The organism is Prosthecobacter sp. (assembly GCF_029946185.1).
Taxonomy (GTDB): domain Bacteria; phylum Verrucomicrobiota; class Verrucomicrobiia; order Verrucomicrobiales; family Verrucomicrobiaceae; genus Prosthecobacter.
The window spans coordinates 1-26,045 of record NZ_JAQSEA010000076.1; the positions used below are offsets into that span (position 1 = coordinate 1).

A 26,045-nucleotide genomic window follows, 5' to 3' on the forward strand; every position below is an offset into this window, starting at 1 on the left:
TCAGGGCTGGCACCTCCTCAAGAACTGCCTCCTGCGCGAACGCCTCCAGCCGTGGACGCAGAGAGGGGAATTTGTCGAGCGGCTCATAGTGGTGGCTGAAGCCGTAGTCCTGGCACTTCAGCTCCTGCATCAGCCTTTCAAGCGAGGCTTCATCCCCCCATTTCAAAAGCAGGTCGTCAATGCCGTATGGCAGCCTTGGCGCTGCCAGCAGGCGCGGTTGCAGTCGGCGTGCCGCCTCACTCCAGCCTTTGCGAATGATCGTGTCCGTAAGCATCGTGTTCGTCATCACGCGGTCAATGATGCTTTCCCGTTGTTCTTCGGTCAGGTATTCGTCCAGCAGGCTCCTCGGCGGGTAGTTGCTCCAGCCGGGCCACAGTTCAGAAGGCAGCTCCAGCATCAGCGGAAGATGATTCTGCAGCAGCGGCCGGAAGGCATCCCCCACTTCTTTGAGCGCAGCCTTCTTATACGCCACCTCCGTGGCTTTGGTGATGGCAATCAGATCATAAAGGTAGCGCCGCGCCTCGGCTTCAGTACTGCCAGTCACCGGCGCCTTTAAAGTAGCCAGACGTTCTTGAAAGGCTTTCACCTCTCGCCCCACATAGATCTCCTGACGATACAGCTGGCGCGGGTCTCTTCTGGGCGGATGATCCGCCAGCACGATGTCCGGTGATTTCCAGGTCCATCCGGTGGTGCCCAGATAACGACTGCGCAGCAGCATGATCCTGAGCTGAGACACATCCACTCTGGCATCCTCCCCATCTGCATAGTTCAGCACGTTGCGCCAGCTGAGGTGTTTGGCCAGACGGCTCCAGCCTGTTCCTCCAGCGCGGGCTGCCTGCTGCTGTTGAAATGCTGGCTCCACCCAGACAAGCTGCCGCTGCGGACAATAAAGCAGCAGCGTGGTGTCATCCCACGGTCCTGTTTGAGGATGCCTCATGCTGACATGCAGATGCACGCTCAAGCCTCCGAGACTGGGCACGCCTTTCTCATTTTCATTTTCATTCACCTGCATGATCCGCACGGCTGTACCGTCAGACTCGCCATTGGCGCCAGCTTGCAGTGGCAGATCGAGTGCGATTTCACGCTGATACCAGTCGATCTCAAAGTCGGTCGTGAGTCTCAGTGGCTTTTTAGGATCTGGCAGCGGCTCCTTAAACTCGCAGATGTAATGGATCTGATTGGTGTACATTCCCCAGGAAGTGCGATCACTGCTCGTGGTGAAAAGAGTGCCGGCCGGAAAGAAATCACGCAGCACTGTGTCCGTCGCCATAAGCGTTTGATAGGGCATCTGAAAGCTGGCGTTCCGGCTGCGCCTGCTCAAAGGCGGTATCATCTGGCTGGATTTGTCGTCCTGAACAATCAAGGTCGACTGCGACCGCAGCATGACCGACACTTGGGGATCAGGAGTCTTCGTCCGTATCGGCAGATTGAACTGTCTCTGCCACTCTGCCGCAAAGCCCGAGAATTCAAGCGCCCTCAGATCCATGTCCACCTTCAGTTGGGGTGCCAGTTCGTTGGCCCGCGCCTGATTTTGGGGTGAATCCTCATCATTCCACGGCCACAGCCGGGCCAGCATCAGACACACCGTGGCCATGCCCAGCATCACCAGCAGGCGCCACCGGAAAGTTCTCACGCCGCCTACCTGATGCCGCCATGCCATCCATAGCAGGCCCACGGCAAACACCAGCATGGCCGCTGTCAGGCCCGCAGGCTTCTGTTGGTAGCTCAGCGAGGCGTTCATCCACTTCAGCCCGGCAAAATCCACCACCCGGTCCGCGATGAAATACCCTGCGGCGAGACACCCCAGCGCCGCCCAAAACTCCCCACGCCGCCACAGCGCCGTCATCGGCAGCACCCACACCGTGCCCCTGACTGTCTCCACCGCCTTCCCCCAAGTCCCCGCCATGATTTCCGGCACCGGCCGATGCGAAAGCAGCAGGTAAAGCGCATTTTGCAAAACCACCGGCACCACGAGCAGCAGCAGCCAGAGCGCAATCCGCGCATGCCAATACGAACGCATCGGCAAAGGCCGCGTGCTGATGAAACTGCGATCACTCCCCGGCTTGTCCTCCGGGCACGATCCCATCAGCGCCATTCCCGCCAGCATCAGCACCGTGGGCAGATAGCTCAGCCACCCCGGCACACCCACCCCCGCCCTCAGCGGCAGCAGCCATTCCAAATTCACCCCGAGGTCCAGCGCCAGCAGCACCAGAAATGCAAACCAGCGCGGCCACAGCCAGCGGAACTCTTTGCGAAAGTGATGAAGTGTCAGGTTCATAACTCATTTCCCCTCCAGTCGGTAAGCACGCGCCAGCGCGACAAAGATCTCCCGCAGGCTCATCGGTCGCACCTCGTGATGCGCCGCCCCCGGCATCGTCTCACGCAGCGCCGCAGCAAAAGACTCCTCGTTCCCAAACCGGCTCGCCGTAAATCGCAGCGTCCTACCCGCCTGCTCCGCATGCAGCCAGTCACCCGGCAGATTCACCGGTACTCTACCATCATCTGGTAGCACCACCTCCACCGCACGAAACCGCGCCTGCAAGCTGTCGCTCGTTTCATCCAGCGCCAGCTTCCCGCGATTGATGATCGCTACTCGATCCGCCAGCCGCTGCACCTCCTCAATGTCATGCGACGACACAAACACCGTCCACCCCTCCTGCTCCGTCAGCTCCAGCAGCCCACGGATAAACTCATCCCTCACCAGCGGGTCCAGCCCGCTGAAAGGTTCATCCAGCACCACCAGCTTCGGCCGATACGCCAGACTGCTCAGCAGCGCCGCCTTCATCCGCATCCCACGCGAAAGATCCTTCAGCTTCGTTTCGAAGGGCAGATCAAACTGCGTCAGCAGCTTCTTCTCAAAGCCCACATCCCAGTTCGGATACAACGGCCGGCAATAGTTGAAGAACTGCTTCACCGTCATCCACAGCGGCAGCTCCATGTTTTCAGAAACATAGCCAATTTGCGTGAACTGTGCTGGCCCCAGCTTCCGCGAATCCCCACCCAGCACCTCAATCGTACCTCGGTCAGGCCGATGCAAATTGAGGAGGCACTTGATCGTCGTACTCTTGCCCGCACCATTGGGACCTAGAAACGCCGTCACCTGCCCCGCTGGCACCTCCAGGCTCAAACCCGCAACTGCTTCCGTCTTGCGAAAACGTTTATGAAGATCGGTGATCGTGATCATAGGCTTTTAAGATGCTGAATGATTTGGTTGAGTGTGAGATTGAGTTCAGCCGCCTCCTTGAGCAGCGCCCGGCATTCCGGCGTAATTTGAGCCAGTCGTTCCGCGAGGTCCGGCTGATCCGGCACCGTCACGACCATCCCGATGCCAGGCCGTGAATTGAGCCATCCCGCATCCTTCAGCAGCAGCACCACCTTGTGCGCCGTCGTCGGGCTGATCCGCAGCTCCTGGCTCAGCGTCCGCACACTCGGAAACGCATCCCCAGCCCTCATCTGCCCCGTTAAGAGCGCCTTCCGTACAGCCCCAAGAATCTGGTCAGAGACCGGACTCCCATCCTGAAGCTGGATCGAAAAAGGCAGCATACCTGTGGTGTTCTTACTGTAACAGTACAACTGTTACACTGACAAGAAGAATTTGCCTGCCCTTGTTTTTGGTCATGGAAGGTCACCCCGTCAAAGCCAGCTGCCATGCAGGCCAAAGCCTATCCTAGCACTTCCCTGAGTTGAAGTCCGTTCATGCTCGGGTTTTGAGTTCCATGAGGTCTTTGCATAAGCGGGCGGCGTGCTCATAATAGGGCATGAATTTGAATCTCAAAAACCATTCGGTCGCTGTCATTGGAGCCGCGCGCGGAATTGGGCGGGCTATTGCGGACGGGTTTGTTGCAGAGGGTTGCAGCGTGCGCGGGTTTGATCGCGATAAGGCGGCCGATTTCATCACTGCGGGGGATGTGGCCAGCTATATGGCGTTACAGGATTTCGCTGCAGAGTTTGAGAGCGTGAATCATGTGGTGTTTTGTGTGGGCATCGGCTCCGGGAAATTTGGTTTTCCTTTTTGGAATCTGGATCCTTCTGACTGGGCGCGGGTGCTGGAGGTGAACCTCATTGGCGCGGTGAATGTGGCGCATGCGTTTGCTCCGAAGCTCATCAAAAGCGGCGGTGGGTCGATGCTGTTTCTCGTTTCCGTCGCGGGACAGATGGGATCGCAGACGGATCCGCCGTATAGTGCGTCAAAGGCGGCGCTGATTAATTTTACGCAGTGCGCAGCGAAGGATCTGGGGCCGCACAATGTCCGCGTGAATGCGCTGGCACCGGGCATGGTGAAGACGGAACTGAATCACTCCATCTGGGCCGCGGGGCAGAAGAAGCGGCCAGAGTCAGAGTGGCAGAGCTTTGATGACTGGGCTGCGGAGAAGATCAAGAAGGTATCCCATCTCGGCCGCTGGCAGATGCCGGAGGAGTATGCGGCGATGGCGACTTTTTTAGCGTCGGATCATGCGAAAAATATCACCGGGCAGACCATCAATATTGATGGGGGGCAGGTGATGCATGCTTGAGGGGGGAAACCGTCAAGAACCGGTCAAGAAGTCAAGGTGGTCAAGCAGGTGGAGGGCACGAGAGTTGACGACGTCTTGACCATTCCTTGACGGCTAAACGGTGTTTTACTCGTAGAGCCTGAACAGCCCGCTGTGATCGAGATCACCGAATCCCTTTTCGTGGACGAATTTTTCCCACTGGGCGAGGGAGTTTTTTAGCGTCGGAGAGTCGAGGCCGACGGAGTCGGCGAGCTGGGACATGAGGCGGACGTCTTTGAGCTGGAGGGTGGCGCGGCCTCCAGGGGCGAAGTCCCGGCGGACCATGCGGTCGCCATGGAGATCGAGGATGCGGCTTTCGGCGAAGCCGCCGAGGAGGGCTTTTCTTACCAGGGCGGGATCGACGCCGGAGAGTTCGGCCATGCGCAGGGCCTGGGCGACGGCGTCGATGGTTTGTGCCACGATGAGCTGATTGGCGAGCTTGGTGACTTGACCGCTGCCGGCGGCGCCAAGGTGGGTAATGTTTTTGCCCACGGCCTGGAAGAGGGGCAGGGCGCGCTGGAAGTTTTCTTCATTTCCGCCGGCCATGATGGTGAGGGTGGCGGCCTCCGCGCCGACCTGACCGCCGGAGACGGGGGCATCGATCCAACTCACCCGTGCGGCCCATTGTTTGGTTTCGGGGACGCCGGTGGTGCCGAAGTCAATGATGAGTGCGTCGGGGTGCAGGCCTTCGATTAAGCCATCGGCACCGAAGACGACCTGCTCGACCACGTCGGTCATGGTGAGATTGATGCAGATGATGCCGGGGCCGATTTCGCGGGCGAGATCTGGCAGGGTGGCAGCACGGCGCATGCCGAGGGCGACGGCGGCTTCTGCGGGAGCGGGGCTGCGATTCCAGACGACGACGTCGGCTCCGGCTTCATGGAGGTGGCGCGCATTGGCTCGGCCCATGTTGCCGAGTCCGACGAATCCGATCTTGTGTCCTGCGAGTGGCTTGCTCATGTCGGGACGAACTCACATCAGGCGGTGCCTGATGGCAAACTCCTTCCCAACCCACACATGAAAATCATCATCACCGGCGGCGGCGGCTTTCTTGGCTCGCAGCTTGCACAGAAACTTCTGGAACGCGGCACATGGTGCGGCAAGCCGATCACAGAGATGGTGCTGCTGGACGCTTTTTTTCGTGGGGAGCCGACGGATGCGCGTGTGACGCAGGTGCAAGGAGACATTGGCGACCGGGCGACCGTCTTCGCGGCGACCGGATCGAAATTCGACGTGATCTTCCACCTAGCCTCGATGGTGAGCGGCGAGTGCGAGGAGCGCTTTGACGATGCGATGCGGGTGAATTTGGATGGCGGGCGCAATGTGTTTGAAGCGGCGCGTGCGGCGGAAGGTAAGCCTCGGGTGGTGTTTGCGAGCAGCGTGGCCGTTTATGGCGGCATGGACATGTCGCAGATGATGTCCGACCTGACGAAGCAACTGCCGCAAACGACGTACGGCATGACGAAGGCGATGTGCGAGATGATGGTGAATGACCACACGCGCAAAGGTCACTTTGATGGACGCAGTGTGCGACTGCCGACAGTGATCGTGCGTCCGGGCAAGCCCAACGCTGCGGCATCAAGCTGGGCGAGCGGAATGTTTCGTGAGCCGCTGAATGGTGAGGCATGCATGCTGCCGATCCGGCGTGAGCAACCGCATCCGATGACGGGGTATCGGACGGTGATTGAGTCGTTCATTGTGCTGAGTGAAGTGCCGGAGGAGAAACTGGGCAAGGATCGTGCGTATGTGCTGCCTGCACATCGGGTGACACCTCAAATTGCTGAGAAAGTTATTATGGAAGTGGCGGCGGAGCGTGAAATCACCCTAGGACCGATTGTGGATGCCTTTGATGCGCGGATTCAAGGCATCGTCGATAACTGGCCGCAGCAGGTGGATGGCGCACGCGCGGAGGCGATTGGTCTGCCGCGTCCTCCAGAGCTGAAGGTGATCGTCGAACAATATCTGGCGGACTTTGGAATGAAGTAAGCTTGCCGCCACTCTGTATTGCGGTAGCCTCGAAGCATGAGTGAGATACGACCCTTTGCGAATGCGCCCGAAATACACCTCAACCCACGCTTCGCTCTCATGGGCCTCGGGGCGCTGTTTTTGCTGGTTGGCGTCTATTCCGGGATCTATCAGGTGCCAGCGGAGTCGGTGGCGGTGGTGCAGCGTTTTGGCGGATACTTAAAGACGGAGACCCCCGGTCTTCATATCAAGCTGCCCTGGGGCATTGATCAAGTCACGGAAGTGGAGATTTTGCGTCAGCAGAAGCTGGAGTTTGGCTTTGGCACGCGGGGTGCGACCAATCCGTACCAGTATGCTGATTCTAATAATCAGGAGGAAGAAAAAACGATGGTCACCGGCGATCTGAACACGGCGATGGTGGAATGGGTGGTGCAATACCACATCAGCGATCCCGTGGCGTATGTGTTCAACTTTCGCGAGCCGGTGCCCACGCTGCGCGACCTCTCCCAGGCGGTGATGCGTGAAGTGGTGGGTGATCGCACCGTGGACGAAGTCCTCACCATTGGCCGACAGGAAATGGAGACTAGGTGTGCAGAACGCCTGCGCGAGCTGGTGGCGGCGCTGAACATGGGCGTTCGGATTGATCAGATCCAGCTGGGCAACATCAATCCCCCTGACGATGTGAAGTCGAGCTTCAACGACGTGAACCGCGCCAAGCAGGAAAAGGAATCCTCGATCAATGCGGCCAGCGGGAATTACAACCAGATCATTCCCAAAGCACGTGGCGAAGCGGAACAAAAGATCAAAGGTGCCGAAGGCTACGCGGCAAAACGCATCAATGAAGCCGAAGGTGATGCGGCCCGGTTCAAGTCTGTGCTGGCCGAATACCTCAAGGCACCGGACGTGACCAAGAAGCGCCTGTATTTGGAAACGATGAGCGAGGTGCTGTCCCAAGTGCCCGGCAAGATCATCCTGGATGACAAGGCCTCCTCGTTCCTACCGCTGATGAATCTCCGTCAGGCGACCCCACAAACCACACCTGCACCTGCCACACGATGAAATCCTCCCTTCTTTTGATAGTTGTCCTCGCGCTGGCCTTCGTGGCGAGCTCCGGTTTGTACACCGTCAGCGAGACGGAGCAGGTCGTGATCACCCAGTTCGGCAAGCCGGTGGGGGAGTCGATCCGTAACGCGGGTCTGCACTGGAAGACGCCTTTTGTGCAGACCATCAACCGCTTGGACAAACGGGTGCTGGAATGGGACGGCCCTTCGGCCAACATGACGACAAAGGACAAGGTCATCGTGGTGGTGGATGCGTTTGGGCGCTGGGAAATCAGCGACCCGCTGGTGTTCTTTCGTCAGCTCACGGATGAGCGCCGCGCGCTGTCTCGGCTGGATGACATCCTGGCGAGCGAGACACGCATCGTCATCGCGAAGCATGAATTCATTGAGGCGGTGCGCACCACCAAGGACAGGAAAGCGGTGCGTGATGAGAGCAATATGACCACGACGGGCAGCCCGCCTTCGACGGCGGACACACGCCTGGGGGTGCTGCCGCCCATCACGTACGGTCGCGTCGAGCTCGAGGCGGAGATTCTCAAGAATGCCATCCCGAAGATTGAGGGGTACGGCATCCGGCTGCTGGATGTGCGCTTCAAACGCATCGATTACGATTCGACCGTGAGCCTGTCGATCCACCAGCGGATGATTTCGGAACGTGAGCAGATCGCGAAGCTGCACCGTGCTGAAGGCGAAGGTGAGGCGGCGAAGATCAATGGCGAGCGTGAGCGTGATCTGGCGACGATTGAGTCTGAAGCGTACCGCAAGGTGCAGGAAATGGAAGGGACGGCGGATGCGAAGGCGACGGAAATTTATGCGAAGGCGTATAACCAGACGCCAGAAGCCGCACAGCTCTTTGATTTCCTCAAGACCATGGAGACGTACAAGATGCTGATTACCTCTGACACGACGATGATCTTCACCACGGAGAGCGAGCTGTTTCGGTATTTGAAGTCAAGCAATCCGCAGGCGACGAAACCGGCGACGGGAGTGAGCGGAGAATTCACGCCGCTGCACAAGCTGCCGACGCTGATGGAAGTGGGCCGGTGAGCTGGCAAGGCTTCATGTTTCGCATTTGCTGAACCCGAACCGGCCTCCTTCTTTCCAAGGCTGCGAAGGACAGAAAAGCCGGGACTACGGAACGGCTTTGGGTGGCTTTCGAGTGGCTTTTGTGGGCGTATGACCGACCGCGCAAGCGGTAGCTACGCTCGCTGCGCGACCGCAGTCGATATGGGTCGGGCGATATAGCGTTTCCCAAAACGGATTTCCGGATAGCGGCGCATGGCCACGCGTCTGCCCAGCGCTGGTAGGGCTGGCTGTCCTCAGCCAGTCGCCGTCGACCTGTCCTTCGTAGCTCGACGCAGGAGAGCGAAGAAGGAAGCCCATGATCTGCGATCAAGAAACAGCCTGATCAATGGAAATGAGTTTTGCGAACCGCTATAGGGCGGGCGATATGCCATAAATCCACCCATGGGATCAGATTACTGTGCGGCGGCGGCGAAGCAGGAAGCTGCAGAGGCCCAGCATGAGAAGGAGGCTGCGGGCGGGCTCAGGAACGACGACGATGACGCCGTAGGTGGTGAAGGCGCTAGTGTCCCATGAGAGGCCGGGATCGAGCGACACGCCTGAGAGGTCCAAATTCGCCGTGGTAAAGCTGCCTGTGCCTGCGAGCGAGTCCATCATGCCCACCGTGCTCCAGTCGAGGAGCTTGAAGATGTTGCCAGCGTTGAGCGTGGCGCTGTGGTTGATCACTTTGATCGTGCCGCCTGCGGTGGTGCCGAGATTGAAGGTGCCGTTGGTCAATTGGATGCTGTCGTAATCTCCCGACTGGTCCCAAGTGGTGGCGTAGGCCGTGCCCGAAGTATTCTTGTCGTTATTCAAATAGGTGAGCGCGTCGCCTGAGAAGTCGAAGGCCGCATCGACCTGCGAACTGGAGGTTAGGCTGAGCTGAATCTGGCCGCCATCTTGGACGTCCAGCGCCGTACCAGCTGCGGTGAAGGTCAGGGTTTGATTGCTGGTGTCTGTGACCCCGACGCCGGGGGCGAGGACGGCGCCGCTGCTGATGACGGTGGCGCCGGCGATGCTGCCGGAGCCGGAGAGTGTGGCTGTCGCGCTGACCGTGACGATGCCGGAGCCGGCGAGAGCGCCGCTGGTGCCATCTCCCACCTGCAAGGTGCCTGCAGTCACGGTGGTGGCGCCGGTGTAGGTGCTGGTCTGGGTGAGTGCGAGGGTGTGGGTGCCGAGTTTTTCCAGGCCCACGCGGTTTGCGCCGCTGTTGGTATCGGCGATGACACCGCCATAGGTGAAGCTGCCGCCGGTGGTGTTGGTGGTATCGAGACCCAGCGTGGAACCATCTTTGAAGCCGCCGGTGGGGGTGCCGAGAGACTTGAGGAGGTCCACATCCGAGGCAGTGAACTCACCGGTGCCGCCGACATTGAAGGCGGCGGTGGCACCGCTGTTGACAACGAGGTTGGTGGCCGTCCAGCTTGCGGGGGTGTTATTGTAGAACGCTGTCTCCAAAAGGAACTGGAGAGTGCCAGCCGTGACCGTGGTGGTGCCGGTGTAGGAGTTCACGCCATCCATGTAGAGCGTGCCGGAGGTGGTCTTGTTGAGGGCACCACCGCCATTGAGTTCAGCGAGGTTTTTGAGTGTGCCTGACTGGGCATTGAAGGTGATGGCATTGGCCGAAGCACCGATGGATTTGCGGGTCATGTCGAGTGTGCCGCCATTCAGCATGACGGCGGCATTGCGCGTGCCTGCGCCCGTGCCTCGAACGATGTCGCCCTGCACCGTGAGCGTGCCGCCAGTGACGCTCATGGTGGCGTTAGCGGTGCCAGCGCTGGCATTGGCCAGAGTCACGGCTGTGGCACCCGTGGTGGCAAGCGTGACATTCCCCCCTGAAACATTGAGGGCGGTGGTGGTCGAACCCGTGCCAGTGTTGCTGCTGCCCATAATGAGCGATTGGCCCGTGCCAGACCCGATGGTTACGGTGCCGCCAGTCACGTTGATGACGGCACTCACCGCTCCAGTGCTGGTGTTGCTGCCCAGAGTGACGGCCGTGTCCGTACCGGACCCGATGGTGACGATGCCACCACCGAGGTTGATGACGTTCGTGCTGTTGCCCGCGGCGGTCTTTGAACCCATGATAAGATTGCCAGTGGTCAGGGTTCCTGTGTCGAAGGCAAAGAGGTTTTCCATCGGGCCGGTTCTCGTGACCTGAGTGCCGATGGTCACTGTGCCGAACAGCAGATCCGCCGTATGGCCGGTGACATCAAAGGTGTTGCGATTACCCGCAGGCAGCAGCGCGCCAGTGGCACCGTTTATGGAAGCCATGTTGAAGGCGGCAGCGGACACGCCGTCAGCAGCGCGAATGGTGAGCGTTCCATTGGAGTCCTGGAATGTGATGGAGCCCAAATCGCGTGCGCCCGTGCCGATGTTGACCGCGTCAACGTTGAAGACGTTGGTCGAGGTGCCAAGTTTGAGCGAATTGATCTGCCCGGCGTTGCTATTGTAGGAGCCGCCGCCGCCTACGGTCAGCGCGCTGGCGGTGATGGTCGTGTCCTGCGCCAGGATCAATGTGCCAAATCCGGTGCTGTTGGTTCCAGAGGTGCTGCCGACCTGGAGAATTCCGCTGGTGGTGTTGAGGGAGACATTCATGGTGGCCAGGGCACTGAAGTCCGCAGTGGCGTTGTTCGTGTTCGAGTTGCCCACAAGGAAGGTGACACCCGTGCCAGTGGTGTTGATGACATTGAGGGCACCTTCTCCCACGGCGGAGAACAGGGTCGTGGAATTTGTCGCACTGCTGCCCAAGGTCACCGTGCCGCCAACCGTGAGGGTCTCCCCGGCACCGATGAGGATCTGATTGGTTTCTGCCGCTGTGTTGGTCTGCACGAGCAGGTTTCCCGCAAAGGTGGCGCTGGCGTTGGAGAGATCCAGAGTGCCTGCGGTGGTGATGGTGTTGGCGCTGCCGAAGTTCAAGGCACCCGAGAGGTTCTGGTCTGCGGTGAAGCGCAGGATGCCGTCGTTGATGCTGGTGGCCCCGGAGTAGGAGTTGGCGGCGTTGAACTCCCAGGTGTTCGCTTCCGTCTTGAGCACGGACAGGGTGCCGAGACCATTGTCCACCGGACCCAGGCCATTGTTCACCCCGACTGCCGAACTGCCCTGCAAAGTCAGTGTCTTAGCCCCGGCAGTGGTGCCCAGAGCTCCGCCGAGCACCAGTGCTCCCGTGCCATCCGCATCCAACGTGGCTCCGCCGGTGGTGCCTGACAGGCCGATCAGGCGGTCACTCGTGCTGCCGGCACCGGTGTAGTTCAGAGTGGCGGTAGTACCGGTGGTGAAGCCGATGTTGATGGTGCCGTCTGCCACTGTCGCAGGTGCGCCCAGAGGGCTCGGTCCCGCGCCCACATTGTTGATGGAGGCGATGCTCAGCGTGCCAGCCTGGATGGTGGTCGGCCCGGTATAGGTTGCCGCCGCAGTCAGGGTCAGCGTACCGAGGCCGGTCTTGGTGAATCCGCCGACGCCCGTGCCAAGACTGCCAGCCAGAGTGAGGTCGTTACCGTTGGTGTCCAGCGTACCGCCGCCATTGAAGAAAGTGATGCTGCGGGTGGAAAGGTCGTCGCTAGAATAGGCGGAGGACAGGCGCAGGGTGCCGCCCGAAAAGACCAGACCGCCGGTATTGCCACCGATGTTGTCAAGATCGGTAATTTCCAGCGTGCCTTCGTTGATCGTGGTTGTCCTGCTGTCACCGCCCGCAGTGTTGGTGCCGCTGAGAATCAGGGTGCCGCGACCCGATTTCGTAATGTCCGCCGTCGAAATCAGCGGAGATGTCACCGTCGCCGTCAGGGTGGCCGTCGTCGCCACTGAAGAGGGATTGACCACAAAGAAGACATACTCGTTGCTGCCGCCGACCGCGATCCCGCCGTCAAAACCTCCCAGCGTGATGCTATAAGCAGTGCTTGCCGTCGCCGCCGTATTGAGCGTGAAGAGGAAGGCACCACTGGTATTGGTAAGTGTCTGCCCGGCACCGCTTCCCGTGAAGCTGATGTCGTTCAGAGTCGCTTTGTTGTCGATGACGAGCGCGTTAAGCGTTTTTCCAGCAAGCCCGGTGAGATCTGCCGAGAGCGACTCGCGGACGTTGTCTGTCACGCCCGCTGCCGAGTAGGTGTTGTATTCGGTGGTGAAATCGAGGGGACGCAACCCGGCACCGCTGACGTAGGTGACGAGAGAATTGCCCATGTTGGTGGCGGCCAAAGCGCCGCTGAGAGTCTCACCGATGGCCCAAGTCACGATGTTGATGTTCTTAGTGCTGACCGCGCCACCACCGCCGACGAGAGTGGCGATAAAGGCGGTCTGATTGGCGGTGTTGCCGATGCGGAACTGGTTGCCTTGCGTATTCGTGGTGCCGAGGTTGGTGCCGCGAACATCGAGTGTTGCATCATTGGTCCGCAGCAGGTTGGCCATGATGATGTCCGAGCTACCGCTGGCCACCGTTGATTCGAGTGTTGCGTAGCTGGCTCCCGATCCCAGGGTGATGACCCCCACGGTTTCATCCAGGGTCGAGCCCTGGTCAGTGTTGATGTACAAGCCACGTGGGAGGAGGTTTCCGGCGATGCCGCCATCGGCCGAGTTCAGGGTGATGGGCGTGGCGTCGGGGATGCGGGTGCCGGAGCGGGTGGTGCTGCTGTCCACAAAGCGCAAATAGCCGCCTTTATTGATCTCAATGCTGGTGGCAGCGAGCGCAGCGACTCCGGAGAGAATGACCCCGCCGCCGTTGATTTGCAGCGCTCCTGTAAATCCGGAGCTGATACCGGTGAGGGTCAGGTCAAATAGAGCGCCATTTTTCACCAGGGCTCCCGAGCCTGTGATAAGTCCGGCATAGGTGCTGGCGGCGTTTTGATTGAACGTCAGCGTGTGGCTGCCAACATCCACGGTTGCCAGGTCATTCAGACCTGCGGCGGCAGACCCGCCGGCCAGACGACCGATGGTTTCATCTGCCAGGAGTTGAAGGATGTTGTATTGATCATCGGCGAGAGTGACAAGGGAGGTGTCGCCGATGGCGTTGCCGCCGCTGATCTGCAGGGTGCCATTTTGAATTTCCGTCGCGCCGGTGTACGTATTGCTGCCGCTGAGCAGCAGGGTGCCCACGCCGGTTTTCGTGACCGCGTGGCCGCCGAGGATGTTCGAAGAGATCTCGAAGGTCTGAGGGCTGTCCTGAGTGACGATGATCTCCAGCACACCGGAGATCAGCGTGCCGCCGAAGATGCCGGGCGTGCCGGAGGTCACATTGTCGGTGACGAGGATGCCGCCGCTGGCAATGGTGAGCACCCCTCCCGAGGCGATGTTCACCGCAGACCCGCCTGCCGCGTTGAAACGAAGGCTGTTGATATTCGCCTGATTGAGCGTGCCTGTGAAGCCGGTGGTGTCATCGGTGATCTGGTCTCCTGGCAGCCAGGTCATGACATCGTTGCTGATCGTGGATGCCAGCGCGACAATGTTTCCACCGGCAACATTGGTGGCGTTGGTGGCAAACCACGTGCCGGTGCTGTCGGTCACGGTGGCAAAGCCGCTGAGACCTAGCAGGCCGTGAGTGCCGTTGGTCGTGCTCGTGGTGATGCCATGCGTGGCGCTTTGGGGGCCGGAAGACAGGTCAAAGCGGACGGTGCCATCTTGAGAGCCGTTGGCACGGGTGATGACACCGAGATTAAGCACCGCATTCTGCCCTGCACCGCCATTGATGGCTATCGTGCTCGCCCCACCACTGCCCAGAGTGTAACTGGCCACGGTCTGGCTCGTCGCGGCACTGGCGCTGCCATTGATCGTGAGTGTGCCGCCGCGCATGTCCAGCGCCGTCGCTGCATTGATCTTGTTCGTGTTGCTGATCGTGTAGTCCAGAATCAAATTCCCCGCATCGAGCCGGATCGTGCCGGTGAGACCGCTGTTGTCCCCGCTCAAAATCACATCTCCCATACCACCCTTGAAGAACGCTCCGCCGCCAGCCAGATTGGCCGCCACGGCACCCCGGTAAAGGCTGAGACCAGCACCCGCCGTGGTACCGGTGACAATCATGGTCCCGGAGCCGATAATCTCCCCTTCAAATCCATTGGCGATCTGGCCCACGTCCAGACGCGTCGTGGTGATGTCGAACGTTTTAAGGTTGAGCGTCGTCACGGCTCCGGCCGTTTCGAAGCCGACCAGAATGCCCTCCAAGCCCAAGGCGGTGCTGCTCACGTCATTGGCATTGAGATTCACGGTGCCGCCATTGCCCACGTAAACGAAATTGCTGCTACCGGTGACGTAGCTCAAAACACCGGTCGAGTCCAAGTTGAGCACGGTGCCAATACCATTGATTTTGACGTCGTCTCCCACCACGACCGTAGTTCCGGAGAGGGTCCAGTTGCCAGACGAAACCAGCAGATCCGGGGCAGTGGTGTTCTGGATGATTCCGCCGGTGATGAAGCCTGCCGATGTGGCAGACCCCGTCAGCTGTACCTGCAGGGCTCCAGCAGTAATGGCTCCGGTGTAGGTGATGGTGGCACCGTTCGTGCCTGCTGCGTTCAAGGTGGATGACGCGGTAACTGTGATCGCGCGGTTGGTGGACTGGCTGTTGGCCACACCATCGCCAATGAAGCTCAAGATCCCGCCGCTCAGAGTGATGCTATCGGTGCCCTGGCCGAGATTGCTGGGGCCACCGCCGTTGTTGGTAACGGTGCTGAACTGCAAGGTGCCAGCCGCTACCGTGAAAGCCGAAAAAGTGTTGGTCCCGGTGAGTTCCAGAATCCCGGCTCCCGCTTTGGTCAGGGTAGCCACTCCGGCACCACTGTTGCTCAGCACACCGGATAGCACCGCCTTGTCAGTGGTGACGTCGGTGTTGTCATTGACCTGAATGGTCCGTGTCACGGCTGAGGCTGTGCTATTGAGATCGAGGTCGTGGGTGAAGGTGACCACGCTGTCTGCCGTGGTGGAGCCGAAGAGCAGCGCGCCCGCGCCGGAAACAAAGAAAGGTGTGCTGTTCCAGACCAGAGGGGTAGGCGCACCGGCGAGGGTGACGGTCAAATCACCACCGCTGGCTGCGAAGCCACCGCTGGCCCCGGCGACCCACTGCACCTGGCCGTTGCCGGTGCCGAGAGAGCGGGTGAAGGTGTCATTGCCTTCATAGACACCGTTGTTGAGCAGAAGATTGCCAGTGCCAAGATTCCCCGTGACTGAGCCGGCCTGAATCGAAATGGGGCCGGTAAGATTGTTGGTGCCGGCGATGTGCAGGGTGCCCGTTCCCAGCTTGATGAGGCCGCCGCCGCCGTCGTTCTGCAGCGTGACGTTGGCACCGATGATCATGTCGGGCTCGGCATTGGTGCTGTCGCCAACGGTGAAGGTGCGGGCGCTCCCGCCGAAGTCCAGGATGGCTCCTGCGCCGCCGTCAATGGTGGCGACGAGGGGATTGTTCGTGTTAAGGAAGGTGACGGTGCCGCCCAGCGTCAGCGTTCTGCCTGCGCCAATGAGCAAGTTCGAGGTGGAGCCTGCTGCGCCGCCGCCCATGATGAGGTTGCCGACGGTCTGATCAAAGGCAGGATTGAGCTGCACGGTGCCGGCATTGACGGTGAGGGCCAGGCCTGAAAGCTGGCTCGCACCTGAAAAGACTAGGCTGCCGGCGGTGTTGTTCAGGGTGGTGAGGCCGGTGTAGGTGTTGCTGGCGGTGAGGGTCAGCGTGCCGGAACCGGTATAGCTAAGGCTGCCGGCGAATACGCCGTCCACGATCTTGCTGTTGATGGTCACATTGCCCGTGCCATTGATGGTGAGGGCGCGCGCGGTGCCACCACGATCAACCAAGACAAAGAAGTCTCCGTTAAAAGTGGTAAGCCCAGTGTTGTTGACCGTCAGCGTGCGGGCGGCGCTGCCATGAACCTCGGCATTGCCGGTGAAGTTTAAATCTGCGGAACCGGCGATGATGCCGGTGTTGTTGAGCTGCAGGTCGCCCAAGGTGGTGGTGAACCCGCCAATGTCCAGATAGCCCCCGGCGATGCCGCTGAGACCCAGCTCGATGTTGGTGCCGGAAGGCAGCGCGTCTGCCACGCCCAGAACCAGAGCGCTGGTGGCCGTGGTGCCGCCCGCCACGGTGATGCTGCCGCCAAAATCCACCACCGACGTGCTGGTCAGGGTGAGAGTGCCCTCACCCAGCTTGGTCAGCCCGCCGCTGCCGCCATTGCCGATCGCACGCGCAACGCTGACATTGTTACCATTGGTGTCAAAGACCGCGCCGCCACTCAGGAAGGTCAGCGCCCGCGCAGTGTCCGAGGGGTCGAACGCCGCCCCTTCAGCCCAGCGGATGCCGCCGCCGTCAAAGTTCACATCCCCCGTGCCGAGCGCGTCAAGGGTGGAGATTTCAATCAGCCCCTGATTGATCCAAGTGCCCCCACCGTAGGTGCTGGCGTTGCTGGTCAGTTTCAGGATGCCATTGCCGCTCTTGACCAGCGCCGCAGCCACCGTTGTCATTGGAGCGTCAAGGGTCACGCCGGTATTGGCGGCCACACTGGGGACAAAGACGATGTACTCGGCCGTGCTCGTGGTGATGGTGCTGAAGTTGGTGAGGGTGATGCCCTGCGGAGTGGTGGCACCGCTGCTGGTGAAGAGGAACGCGCCGCTGGCCACGTTCAGTGAGGCTCCCGCGCCGTTCAAGGTCATGGAAGCCGTGGAGGAGCTGTTGTCCACCAGCAGGGAGTTCATGTTCAGATTGGCACCGTTGAGGGTGAGATCCGACGCCGAGGAATAACGCACGTTGTTGGCCACGGTCACTCCGCCGCTGGCCACGAGCTGCTCGTATTCGGTGTTCAGAACAAGAGGGCGGAGTCCGTTGGACCCGTAAGTGACGAAACTGTTGCCGGTGGCTGTGTAGAAGCTGGTTTCCGAAGTGGTGTTGGTCACGTCGGTCTGACCGATCATGTAGGGAACGATGCTCCAGTTGGGCGTGTCGGCGGTGGTGCTGCCGCCGCCGGTGCCACCGATGAGGTTGATGGTGGCGCTGGTCACGCCGGTGATGGTGATGCGGCCGGTCGGAAGAGCGGCTGCGCCACCCAGGCGCGTACCGGCCACCAGCACGGTGGCATGGCCCGGCCGCGCCAGGCTCGCCATGGTGAGCACTCCGACGGAAGCCGTGCTGGTGTCAGCGAGGTAGCTGTAGGCGAAGATGCTGTTCTGCCCGTTCTGCAAAGTCACCTGGCCCACCGTTTCCGTGCGGCTGGCATTCTGGTTGGTGCCGACGATCAGCCCGTTGGCGATCGCGGTAAGTGCAACGCCGTTGAAGGTGTTCGCGGCGGTGTTGGAAAGCGTGATGGAGGCGGTGTTGCCGATCAAGTCGCTGCTCGCGGCCTGATCCTGATCGGAAAGCAGGTAGGAATTAAAACCGCTGATGGTGCCAGCACCATTGAGGGTGATCGTCTTCGCCTTGGAGAAGACATCCTGGGCGGTGCTGTTGCCATCAAGCCGGATACCACCCTGGTTAATGATGAGAGCGCCCGTGAACGAGGAGGCGCCGCTGTTCGTGGTCAGGAGACCCCAGCCGTTCTTGACGAAGGTGGAGCCGTCTCCGCCAGCGAGGTTGGCAGTAAGGGTCGCCGCCGCGCGCATGTCATTGATCAGCATGCCCGTCGCTCCCAGTTGCACCAAGCCGTAGCTCACACGGAGAGTGTCATTGACCACGCCGCCCGCCAGACCGCCGATTCTTTCCGTTTGGTCGCTCAAATCCAGCATCGTATCGACGCCGTAGCTGGTCGAAAGCGTCACCACCGTGAGATCCCCGATGGCGTGGCCGCCCAAAGCCCGGACCGTGCCCGCGCCAATGTAGAGCGTCCGGTCAGAAGCATCATTGTTGCCACCCAATACCAAGGTGCCCGCCCCGGCCTTGGTGATGCTTGAATCCGTGATGCTGGAACTGATGGTGAAGTCGTCAGCGGTGTTGTTCTGCGTGATGACCAGATTGCCCGTTGTGATGCCCGCCAGCAGCCCACCACCCGTAATCCCCCCCGCGCCTGCACCCTCCACGACCAGGATGCCCCCGCTCGCAATGGTCAGCTTGTTCCCCACCCCAATGGTCACCGTCGAGGCATTGGCCGACTCGAAGACCAGGCTGTTGACGCTCAGCGTGCCCACCGTGTTGAAGTAGCCGTTCAGGTCGGTCAGGTTGTCCCCCGCAGCCCAGGTCGTCAGGTCATCCTTCGCCACTGCTGCCACCGCGACGATCTCCCCGCCGCTGACGCCCGCGAAGCGGTTGTTGACCGTGGCCCAGCCGGCCAGCACATCCCCAAACCCATTGCTGGCAGAGGTCAGGACATGGGAGTTGGCCGAAAGCGAGAGATGGATAACGCCGTTGGCGTTGCGGGTGATGGCGCCCACATTCAGCGTGAGGCTTTGCGTCCCGCCCTGATCCAGTTCAATGGTGGAGCTGCCCGCGCTGAGAATCAGGCCATTGAGATTCTGGGTGGTGTCTGCAGAAGCATTCCCTTCCAGTTGCACCGTGCCGCCAGTCATGGTGAGGGCCGCGCCGGCATTGAGTTTGCCGTTGTTCTGCGTGGTATAATCCAGGATGAGGGTCCCCGCGCTGATCGTGGTGGCTGCGGTTCCATTGAGGCCGCTGTTATCGCCGCTGAGAGTCACGCTGCCGCTGCCCGTTTTGGTCAGCGTGGCGGTCCCGGCGAGATTGGCGGAGATGCTGCCGCGGCTCAGCGTGCCCGTGCCGATCACGGTGAGCGTGCCGGGGCCTGTGATCACACCGGCATAAACATCGGCGATAGCACCCAAGGCCAGATTCGGCACCGTCAGGTTGAACCCGTTCATGTTCAGGGTATTGACCGCCGCCGTGCCGCTGACATCCCCCATGATCAGCGTGCTGGTGGAAGCGAACGTGATGGCATTGTCAGCTCCCAAGTTCGCCATGGCACCGCCGCGCAGGTAAAAGTTAGGGCTGGTTGATGGGCTTGCTCCCCAGGTAAGCACGCCCGTCGAATTCAGATTCACCACGACCGAAGCGCCCGTGTTGATGAAATCATCCGTCAGCGTGGAAGACGTGCCGCTAAAGGTCCAGGTGCCGCTTTGAGGCTGAATGTCTGCCGAGCCACCCGACATGGCGATGCCGCCCGTGATGAAACCCGAGCCTGTGCCAGTGAGCAGCAGACTGCCACTGGCAACCATGCCGGTGAGATCAATGCTGCCGGCATAGGTGATGGTGGCGCCATTGGTGCCGTTTGCCGCCAGATTGCTGAGGGTGGCGAGGCCGAAAAGGGTGCGATCCGTGGACTGACTGGCCCCGACGCCGTCTCCCACAAAACTCAGGATGCCGCCATTGAGGGTGAGGGTCCCCTGGCCCAGGTTGTTGGCTCCACCGCCTTCGTTGCCGATGGTGGTGAATTGCAGCGTGCCTGTGGTGACCGTCAAGCCGCCCGCAAAGGTGTTGGCACCGCTGAGATTTAGGACGCCGTTGCCGGTCTTGGTGAGGCCGCCGTTGCTCAGCACGCCGGAAAGCACCGCCACGTCTGTGGTCACGGTGGTGTTATCCACTGCTGTGACGGTGCGCACTGCACCATTTAAATTAATGTCGTGGGTGAAAGTGGTGACGCTGTCTGCTGAGGTCGAGCCGAAGATGAGCGGTGCGGCATTCGGCACGAAGCTGGAGGTACTTCCCCAGACGAGAGTCGAAGGTGCTCCCGCAAGGGTGACGGTGAGGTCGCCGCCGGCTGCGGCAAAACCACCCCCGAGGGTCAGCCATTGCACCTGATTGCTGCCCGTGCCCAGCGAGCGGACAAAGAGGCCGGAGGTCTGATAAACACCGCCGTTGAGAACCAGATTGTTAGTCAGGGCATCCAAGCCCGTGATGGCACCCGCATTGATCTGATAACTACCGGTGAAGTTGTTGTGGGCGATGCCGGAGATGTCCAGCGTGCCGGTCCCGGCCTTGGTGAAGACGTTGCTGCCAGTGAGGCTGTCGATTGACCAGATCATGTCTGCCACCTGGGTGATGTTGTCCGCCACGGTGACGGTGATGCCAGCAGCGCCCAAGTCCAGGGTGCCGTCGCCAGTGATCGTGGATGCCAGGGTGGTGGTGCCGGCAAAGGTAATGGCTGTGGCAGACAGAGTCAGACCAGAGGCGACATTGAGGGTGGCGGTGGTGCCAGCCACATTGCCCATGGTGAGGGTGGTCACCGACTGGTTGATGCTTTCAATGGAAAAAGAGCCGGCGTTGACGGTCAGGGCACCGGACCCCAGTTTGCCCGCGCCCGTCACGAGCACCGTGCCGTTGACGTTGTTCAGGGTGGTGTTGCCAATCGTGGAATTGACGCCGCTGAAGATCAATGTTCCATCTCCTGTGTAGCTGAGGCTGACACCGAAGGCAGTTGAAGTGGTGATGTTGCCATTGATGGTCGTGTCACCCGTGCCGTTGAAGGCCAGGCTGACGCCGGCAGTCAGGGCATTCAGAACCATGTTCCCATTGATGGTGAGAGTCTCGCCGCTGGCGATGCCATTGGTGATGGTGTGGCCGGCTGTCGTATTGGTATAGTTCCAGGTGCCGTTCAGGGTGAGCGTGTAGTCTCCCATGAAAGCGAAGGTGCCTCCTGAGGTGGTGCTGGCCACGGTCAAGTCATTGCCGAGTGTCCGGTCAGCACCATAGGCGAACACGGTGCCATTGCGCATGTTCAGGATGCTGGTGCCGAGCGCGGTGTTGCTGCCGATGCCCAGCGCTCCCGCACTGGCGTTGGTGGTGCCAGTATAGGTGTTGTTGCCGCTGAGGATCCAGGTGGCACCCTGATCCACATTGACGCTGAGATTGCCGCCATTATTGGCCAGCACGCTGGTGACCATGTTGCCCTGAGTGTTGCCGCCGCGAAGGTAGAGGATCTTGGCCCCTGCGGCCATGTCGTTGACGACATTGGTCAAAATGAGAGCGCCGGAGCCATCGGCGAGGATCTGCGTGCTGCCAGTGGTGGTGTTAAGGCGGATCATGCGGTCACTGGTTTCACCCGCACCGATATACTGGAGGATACCAGCCGTGGTGCTGGCATTGCCAAGGGTGAGGGCACTGCCCGTAGTATTCGCATTGGTGGAGTCTCCGATGCTGGAGGCGCCGCCGGGCGTAGCGCTGTTGCCCAAGGAGGTGACCACCAACTGACCAGCAGTCACCGCTGTGGTGCCGGTGTAGGTGTTGTTACCGAGCAACTGCAGTAAACCTGTGCCTGTCTTGCTGATGCCGCCAGTGCCGGAAATGCCGCCGGAGATGGTGGCGAAGTCGGTGAAGGTCGTAGTGTTGTCGTTCACCTGGATCGTGCGCGTTCCCCCGTTGAGGTCGATGGCGTTGCGGAACTCGACCTCCCCGAGCGCGGTGATGGAATTCAGCACCAGGGGACCGGTGCCCGTACCCGTGGTTCCCATGAAGCCACCGCTGCCCCAGGTCAGAGCCGTAGGCGTGGCCAGTCCGCCAATGGCGACCACCAGCTTGTCAGTCGTGGCCGCGAACCCACCGCCGCCCGTGGTCAGGGCGCTGTTCCATGAAACCGTATTGACCCCTGCTGAGGCTGAAGGCGCAAGATCCCGCGTGAAATTTCCGCTCGATTGCAAGATCCCGGAGGTCGTGGTGCCGCCCAAAATCAGCCCGCTGGCATTGGGCAGTGTGCTGCCGTCCTGGGCCATCAGCATGCCATCGGTGATCGTGGTGGTGCCCGTATATGCATTGTTCGTGTTCCCGAGAATCCACAGGCCCGTTCCTAGCTTGTTAAAGCTGGTGATGTTGGCTCCGGTGCCACTGTCCTTAATTTGCGGATTAAAGATGTTATCACCGGACGAGGTGCCGCTAAGCTGGAACAACTGCGGTTTGGCTGCCGCAAACGCGAACGGATTGGTGTTGCTGAAAATCAGCGTCTGATTGTTGACCGCGTTGTTGGTGATCGTGGCCCCCGTGCCTGCCAGGGTGAAGAGGCGGTCAATGCTCACGGAAGTATTGCCAGTGTAAACCAGACCACCGGTGGTGCCGCCAAAAATCAAGCTGCCTTGGTTCGCTGCCAAGCTCGAACCATCGCCGCGGCCGATGCTGCTGTCATGGCCGATATCCGCCAGATAAAAGGCGCTCAGGGTCCCCGTAGTCCCGTTGCCAGCAACCCCGATGGTGGTACTGCCGGTGTAGTTGCTCAGGCCATTGAAAATCTGGGTGGAAGTAGTCCCCATCTTGACCACGCTGATCTGGCCGTTCACCTCGTCTATGGTCCCGTTGAACACCCCCGCGCTTCCTGCAATGGCAAAAATGGCCGAAGTCGCGCTGGTATTGGTCACCGTGCCCGTACCGCTGAAGTTGCCGATCGAGCTGCTCGTGGCTGATTGCGAAACATTGACGCCGTTCAAGTCTAACACAGTGTCCTGGCGCATGAAAAAGTTGACGGAGTTGGCGCTCAGTCGTCCGCCGGTAACGAGCTGGATCGTGCCTTCCTGCAACTGGGTGATGCCTGCCGCGGTCTGGGCGTTCAACCCGCCGATGACCAGCGTACCTGCACCGGTCTTGATCAGGCCGCCAGTGGTGGTCGCCGTCACGGGTGCGTTCAAGAACAGGGTGTCCGAAGCGCCGTCCACGCGTATGACGAGATCCCCCGCGCCCCCGGTCGTCACACCCGTCCCGGCGATGGTGGCCGGGCCGCCGGTGACGAGAATGCCGCCGGTGGTGCCTGCCGCTCCGGTACGAATGGTCAGCAACCCGGTCTGGGTGACCACCGGGCTGGCGGTGCCGTCGATCTTCAAGGACAATACCGTGGCGGCCCCCGTGCTCGTGTTCCCCATCACCAGATTGTGGCTGTTAGCCGCAAGCGCCGCCCCGGCTGTGACAAAGCCTGCATCGGTGTCATAGACTGGCGCGCGCAGGATGGCGTTCACCGTATCCGGTGCGTAGGCGAAGTCCGTGCCATTGAAATAGCTGGAACTGTTGAGCAGCCCCACCGCAGGGACATTGGCGAACACCACGCTGCTATTCGCGCCGGTGACGTAATTCACCGTGGCATTGCCTGGGCCAAAGTTCAACACCGTGCCACTGGCAAGCGACACCTGTGTGGCACTCATGACCACCGCAGTAGTGCTGGAGATGCTGACGATGTAGGCTGCGACACTCCCATTCAGAAGCTTCATCCCAGGGGCCAGTCCTGCAGTGCTTGCCACCGTGAGGGTCGTCGATCCCGTGGCCGACAAGGCAGTTGACAGCGTGGTCGTGGAAGACTCCGCCAACGCGGCAAAGGTCAGCGTCGCTGTACCATCCGCACCCGCCATCACCTTGACGGTTCCCAAGCCTGTGCCCGGCACCAGGGTTCCGAGTGTCTCCGTAGTGGCTTGACCGGCCACACCGACAAACTCCAGCGTGCCACCCGCCGTCTGGTTGAGTGCGTAGGTGTCCAAATTGAAGATGACGGCATTGGCGTCCGGGACGATGTTCGAGGCCGCATTCGTCGCCTGCAGTTTCAGCACACCATTCGCAATGCTCAGCGGTCCCGACCATGTGCCGCCCGCTGTTGCGGTGGAGGCTGCGGGGATGACGTTCACACTGTATGTCCCAGCAGGAGCCGTGGTCGTAGTGACCGCAGTGCCAATGGTGAAGTGCGTGTTGTCGATAATTCCGGTGATCTGCTGCGTCGAACCCGGCAGCACCAGCGTCTGTCCTACCACCATTCCCGCCGTCGTCCCGCTCGACAAGGTCAGCACCGTTATCGCGGTGGTGCCAGGCGCTGCGATGGTGACGGTTTTCGACACCCCCGTAGTGACTGCCGTCGGTTCTTGCAGCACCCAGGTGCCGGAGCCGATCTTCATCAAGCCGGTGGTATTGGTGCTGGTATTATCCAGCAGAAAGCCGCTAAAGGTGTTGTTGTCCTTGTTGCCGCCGCCCAGAAAGAGCGTCTTGATCCCCACGCCACCGGCACCGACCGTACCCGTAAATGTCAGCGCCCCCGTGCCATCGGCAAGGATGGCACCTCCCCCGGTCGTGCCACCCAGACTGAATGGTTTGGCGAGCGTGTCGGCCGCGCCGGTGTACTGAAATGCGGCAGCCGCCGTCGTGGAACCCAGGAGAATGCTGCCGGTGGCCGAGTCCTTGTTGATGCCGCCGAGGTTCACCACGGAGAGCGTGCCTGCCGATATCGTGGTGTTGCCGCTGTAGGTGGAGGCGGAGCCGGTGACGGTCAGGGTGCCGGTGCCGCTCTTGATCACACTGTGACCAAAGGTGGCGGCTGTGGCGATGATGCTGCCAAAGATCACGGTGTTGCCATTGCCACCGATGGTGAAGGTGCGGTTTCCGGTGTTGTTGATGTTATTCCAAAAATCCCCCGTGAAAGTCAGCGTGCCATTGAGGTTGTTCGCAAAGGTGGTGTTGCCATCCCCGGTGATCACCGGCGTAGCGCCAATCGACACCCCATAGCCATTGCGTCCATTGAAGGTAATCGACTCGCCGTCATCGTAGGTCAGCGTCCCAAAGCTGGCCTTGCCATTGAGCACCGAACTGCCAATCGCGTGATCCACCACGATGATGGGAGAGCCGCCACCACGGTTGTAAATGTTTTTCCCAATGTTGGGATTGTCCATCCGCAACTCAAGAATGGTACTGTCGCCCGCCAGATCCAGCGTGGACAAAGTGCCCGTGCCCGTATTGCTGCCAAACGCCGCGACGGACTCGAATCGCATGGAGCCCGAATAAAGCCGGAAGGTGCCGGTGTAACCTGTGGCATCCGAGGGTGAGACAATTAGGGTGCCACCGCCCGATTTTTGAATGCTGCCGGTGCCGGACAAGACGCCGGTAATGGCATAACTGCCAAGACCTGAGAGATTGGCCACACTGCTGCCGGCACCCACGGTCAGGAAGATGGTGCCTGTGGTGCCCGCCAGAGTGACATCGTTCAAAGTCAGTCTGCCACCAGCGGAACTGATGCCGGTGGACAGCGTCCCGCTGCCGTTGGTCAGCGCACCAGCAAGGGTGTTGTTCCCTACGCTCAGCAGCGCTGCTCCAAAAGCGGGCACAGGGCCTAGCCCCTGCAGCGAGACATCACGCGTCAGCGTCACCCCGGAACTGTACCCACCCTCGAGCAGGATTGCCCCGCCGGTAAAACCACGCGTGGTGGACCCCGTCACAACAATGGTGGATGAATCCGCGCCCAAGGCCTCGTTGCTGTTGATGGAGAGTGTGCCGTTGCTGATGGTCGTTGTGCCGGTGTAAGCGTTGGCGGCATTGGTCAGACGGATCGTGCCGCCGCCTTGGATGGTGAGACCGTCCACCCCTAAAATCTGGCTGTCGATCGTCGCTGTCTCAGCCAGAGCCGCACTCAAGGTGGGATCGGTTCCCGCCAGCGTGAGATCCCCCCCTGTCAGAAGGAAGCCGCTGCGGAGAAAAGAAAGCTGACCGGCGGTGATGCCCGAGCTGAGCGTGATGGTATTGAGCGTGGGCAGCAAGGCGGCAGGCGCGGAAAAAATGGCGGTGTCCACACCGGTGTTCGGC

8 protein-coding genes and 1 pseudogene are annotated in these 26,045 nt (G+C 60.6%); 4 read left to right on the plus strand and 5 right to left on the minus strand.

The genetic code is table 11. From position 1 onward, the window contains the following. From PSV43_RS05775 to PSV43_RS05785, 3 genes and pseudogenes are all read right to left on the minus strand, one after another. Window positions 1-2,278: pseudogene (locus PSV43_RS05775) on the minus strand (hypothetical protein); the annotation flags it as partial. A 3-nt stretch (window positions 2,279-2,281) separates the two neighbouring features. After that, window positions 2,282-3,184, minus strand: a complete 903-nt coding sequence (locus PSV43_RS05780) for an ABC transporter ATP-binding protein (protein ID WP_300194588.1) — start codon at window positions 3,182-3,184, stop codon at window positions 2,282-2,284. Beyond that, window positions 3,181-3,543, minus strand: a complete 363-nt coding sequence (locus PSV43_RS05785; RefSeq protein ID WP_300194589.1) for a GntR family transcriptional regulator — start codon at window positions 3,541-3,543, stop codon at window positions 3,181-3,183. The genes PSV43_RS05780 and PSV43_RS05785 overlap by 4 nt, the downstream gene beginning before the upstream one ends. Window positions 3,544-3,758: 215 nt before the next feature. Between PSV43_RS05785 and PSV43_RS05790 the strand changes: the two genes are divergently transcribed. Beyond that, window positions 3,759-4,514, plus strand: a complete 756-nt coding sequence (locus PSV43_RS05790; protein WP_300194590.1) for an SDR family oxidoreductase — start codon at window positions 3,759-3,761, stop codon at window positions 4,512-4,514. Between the two features lie 105 nt (window positions 4,515-4,619). Here the strand turns inward: PSV43_RS05790 and PSV43_RS05795 are convergent, their stop codons facing one another. Next, window positions 4,620-5,492: an NAD(P)-dependent oxidoreductase gene (locus tag PSV43_RS05795; RefSeq protein WP_300194591.1), complete on the minus strand. Its 873-nt coding sequence runs from the start codon at window positions 5,490-5,492 to the stop codon at window positions 4,620-4,622. 57 nt (window positions 5,493-5,549) lie between these two features. Between PSV43_RS05795 and PSV43_RS05800 the strand changes: the two genes are divergently transcribed. From PSV43_RS05800 to hflC, 3 genes are read left to right on the plus strand one after another with little or no spacing between them, the layout of a single operon-like run. Continuing rightward, entirely contained in the window at window positions 5,550-6,518 is a 969-nt protein-coding gene (locus tag PSV43_RS05800) for an NAD-dependent epimerase/dehydratase family protein (RefSeq protein WP_300194592.1), read from the plus strand. Window positions 6,519-6,554: 36 nt separating this feature from the next. Next, window positions 6,555-7,556, plus strand: coding sequence for an FtsH protease activity modulator HflK (gene hflK / locus PSV43_RS05805; RefSeq protein ID WP_300194593.1), 1,002 nt, complete (start codon window positions 6,555-6,557; stop codon window positions 7,554-7,556). After that, window positions 7,553-8,605: a protease modulator HflC gene (gene hflC / locus PSV43_RS05810; protein ID WP_300194594.1), complete on the plus strand. Its 1,053-nt coding sequence runs from the start codon at window positions 7,553-7,555 to the stop codon at window positions 8,603-8,605. The genes hflK and hflC overlap by 4 nt, the downstream gene beginning before the upstream one ends. Before the next feature lie 426 nt (window positions 8,606-9,031). Here hflC and PSV43_RS05815 read toward each other — a convergent pair whose 3' ends face one another. After that, a complete protein-coding gene (locus tag PSV43_RS05815) occupies window positions 9,032-26,032 on the minus strand; it encodes an autotransporter-associated beta strand repeat-containing protein (RefSeq protein ID WP_300194595.1) in 17,001 nt (5,666 codons plus the stop codon). Between the last annotated feature and the right edge of the window lie 13 nt (window positions 26,033-26,045).

Coding starts and splice junctions, on each gene's coding strand:
- PSV43_RS05780 (WP_300194588.1), bottom strand. CDS start 3,184: ATGATCACGATCACCGATCTTCATAAACGTTTTCGCAAGACGGAAGCA.
- PSV43_RS05785 (WP_300194589.1), bottom strand. CDS start 3,543: ATGCTGCCTTTTTCGATCCAGCTTCAGGATGGGAGTCCGGTCTCTGAC.
- PSV43_RS05790 (WP_300194590.1), top strand. CDS start 3,759: ATGAATTTGAATCTCAAAAACCATTCGGTCGCTGTCATTGGAGCCGCG.
- PSV43_RS05795 (WP_300194591.1), bottom strand. CDS start 5,492: ATGAGCAAGCCACTCGCAGGACACAAGATCGGATTCGTCGGACTCGGC.
- PSV43_RS05800 (WP_300194592.1), top strand. CDS start 5,550: ATGAAAATCATCATCACCGGCGGCGGCGGCTTTCTTGGCTCGCAGCTT.
- hflK (WP_300194593.1), top strand. CDS start 6,555: ATGAGTGAGATACGACCCTTTGCGAATGCGCCCGAAATACACCTCAAC.
- hflC (WP_300194594.1), top strand. CDS start 7,553: ATGAAATCCTCCCTTCTTTTGATAGTTGTCCTCGCGCTGGCCTTCGTG.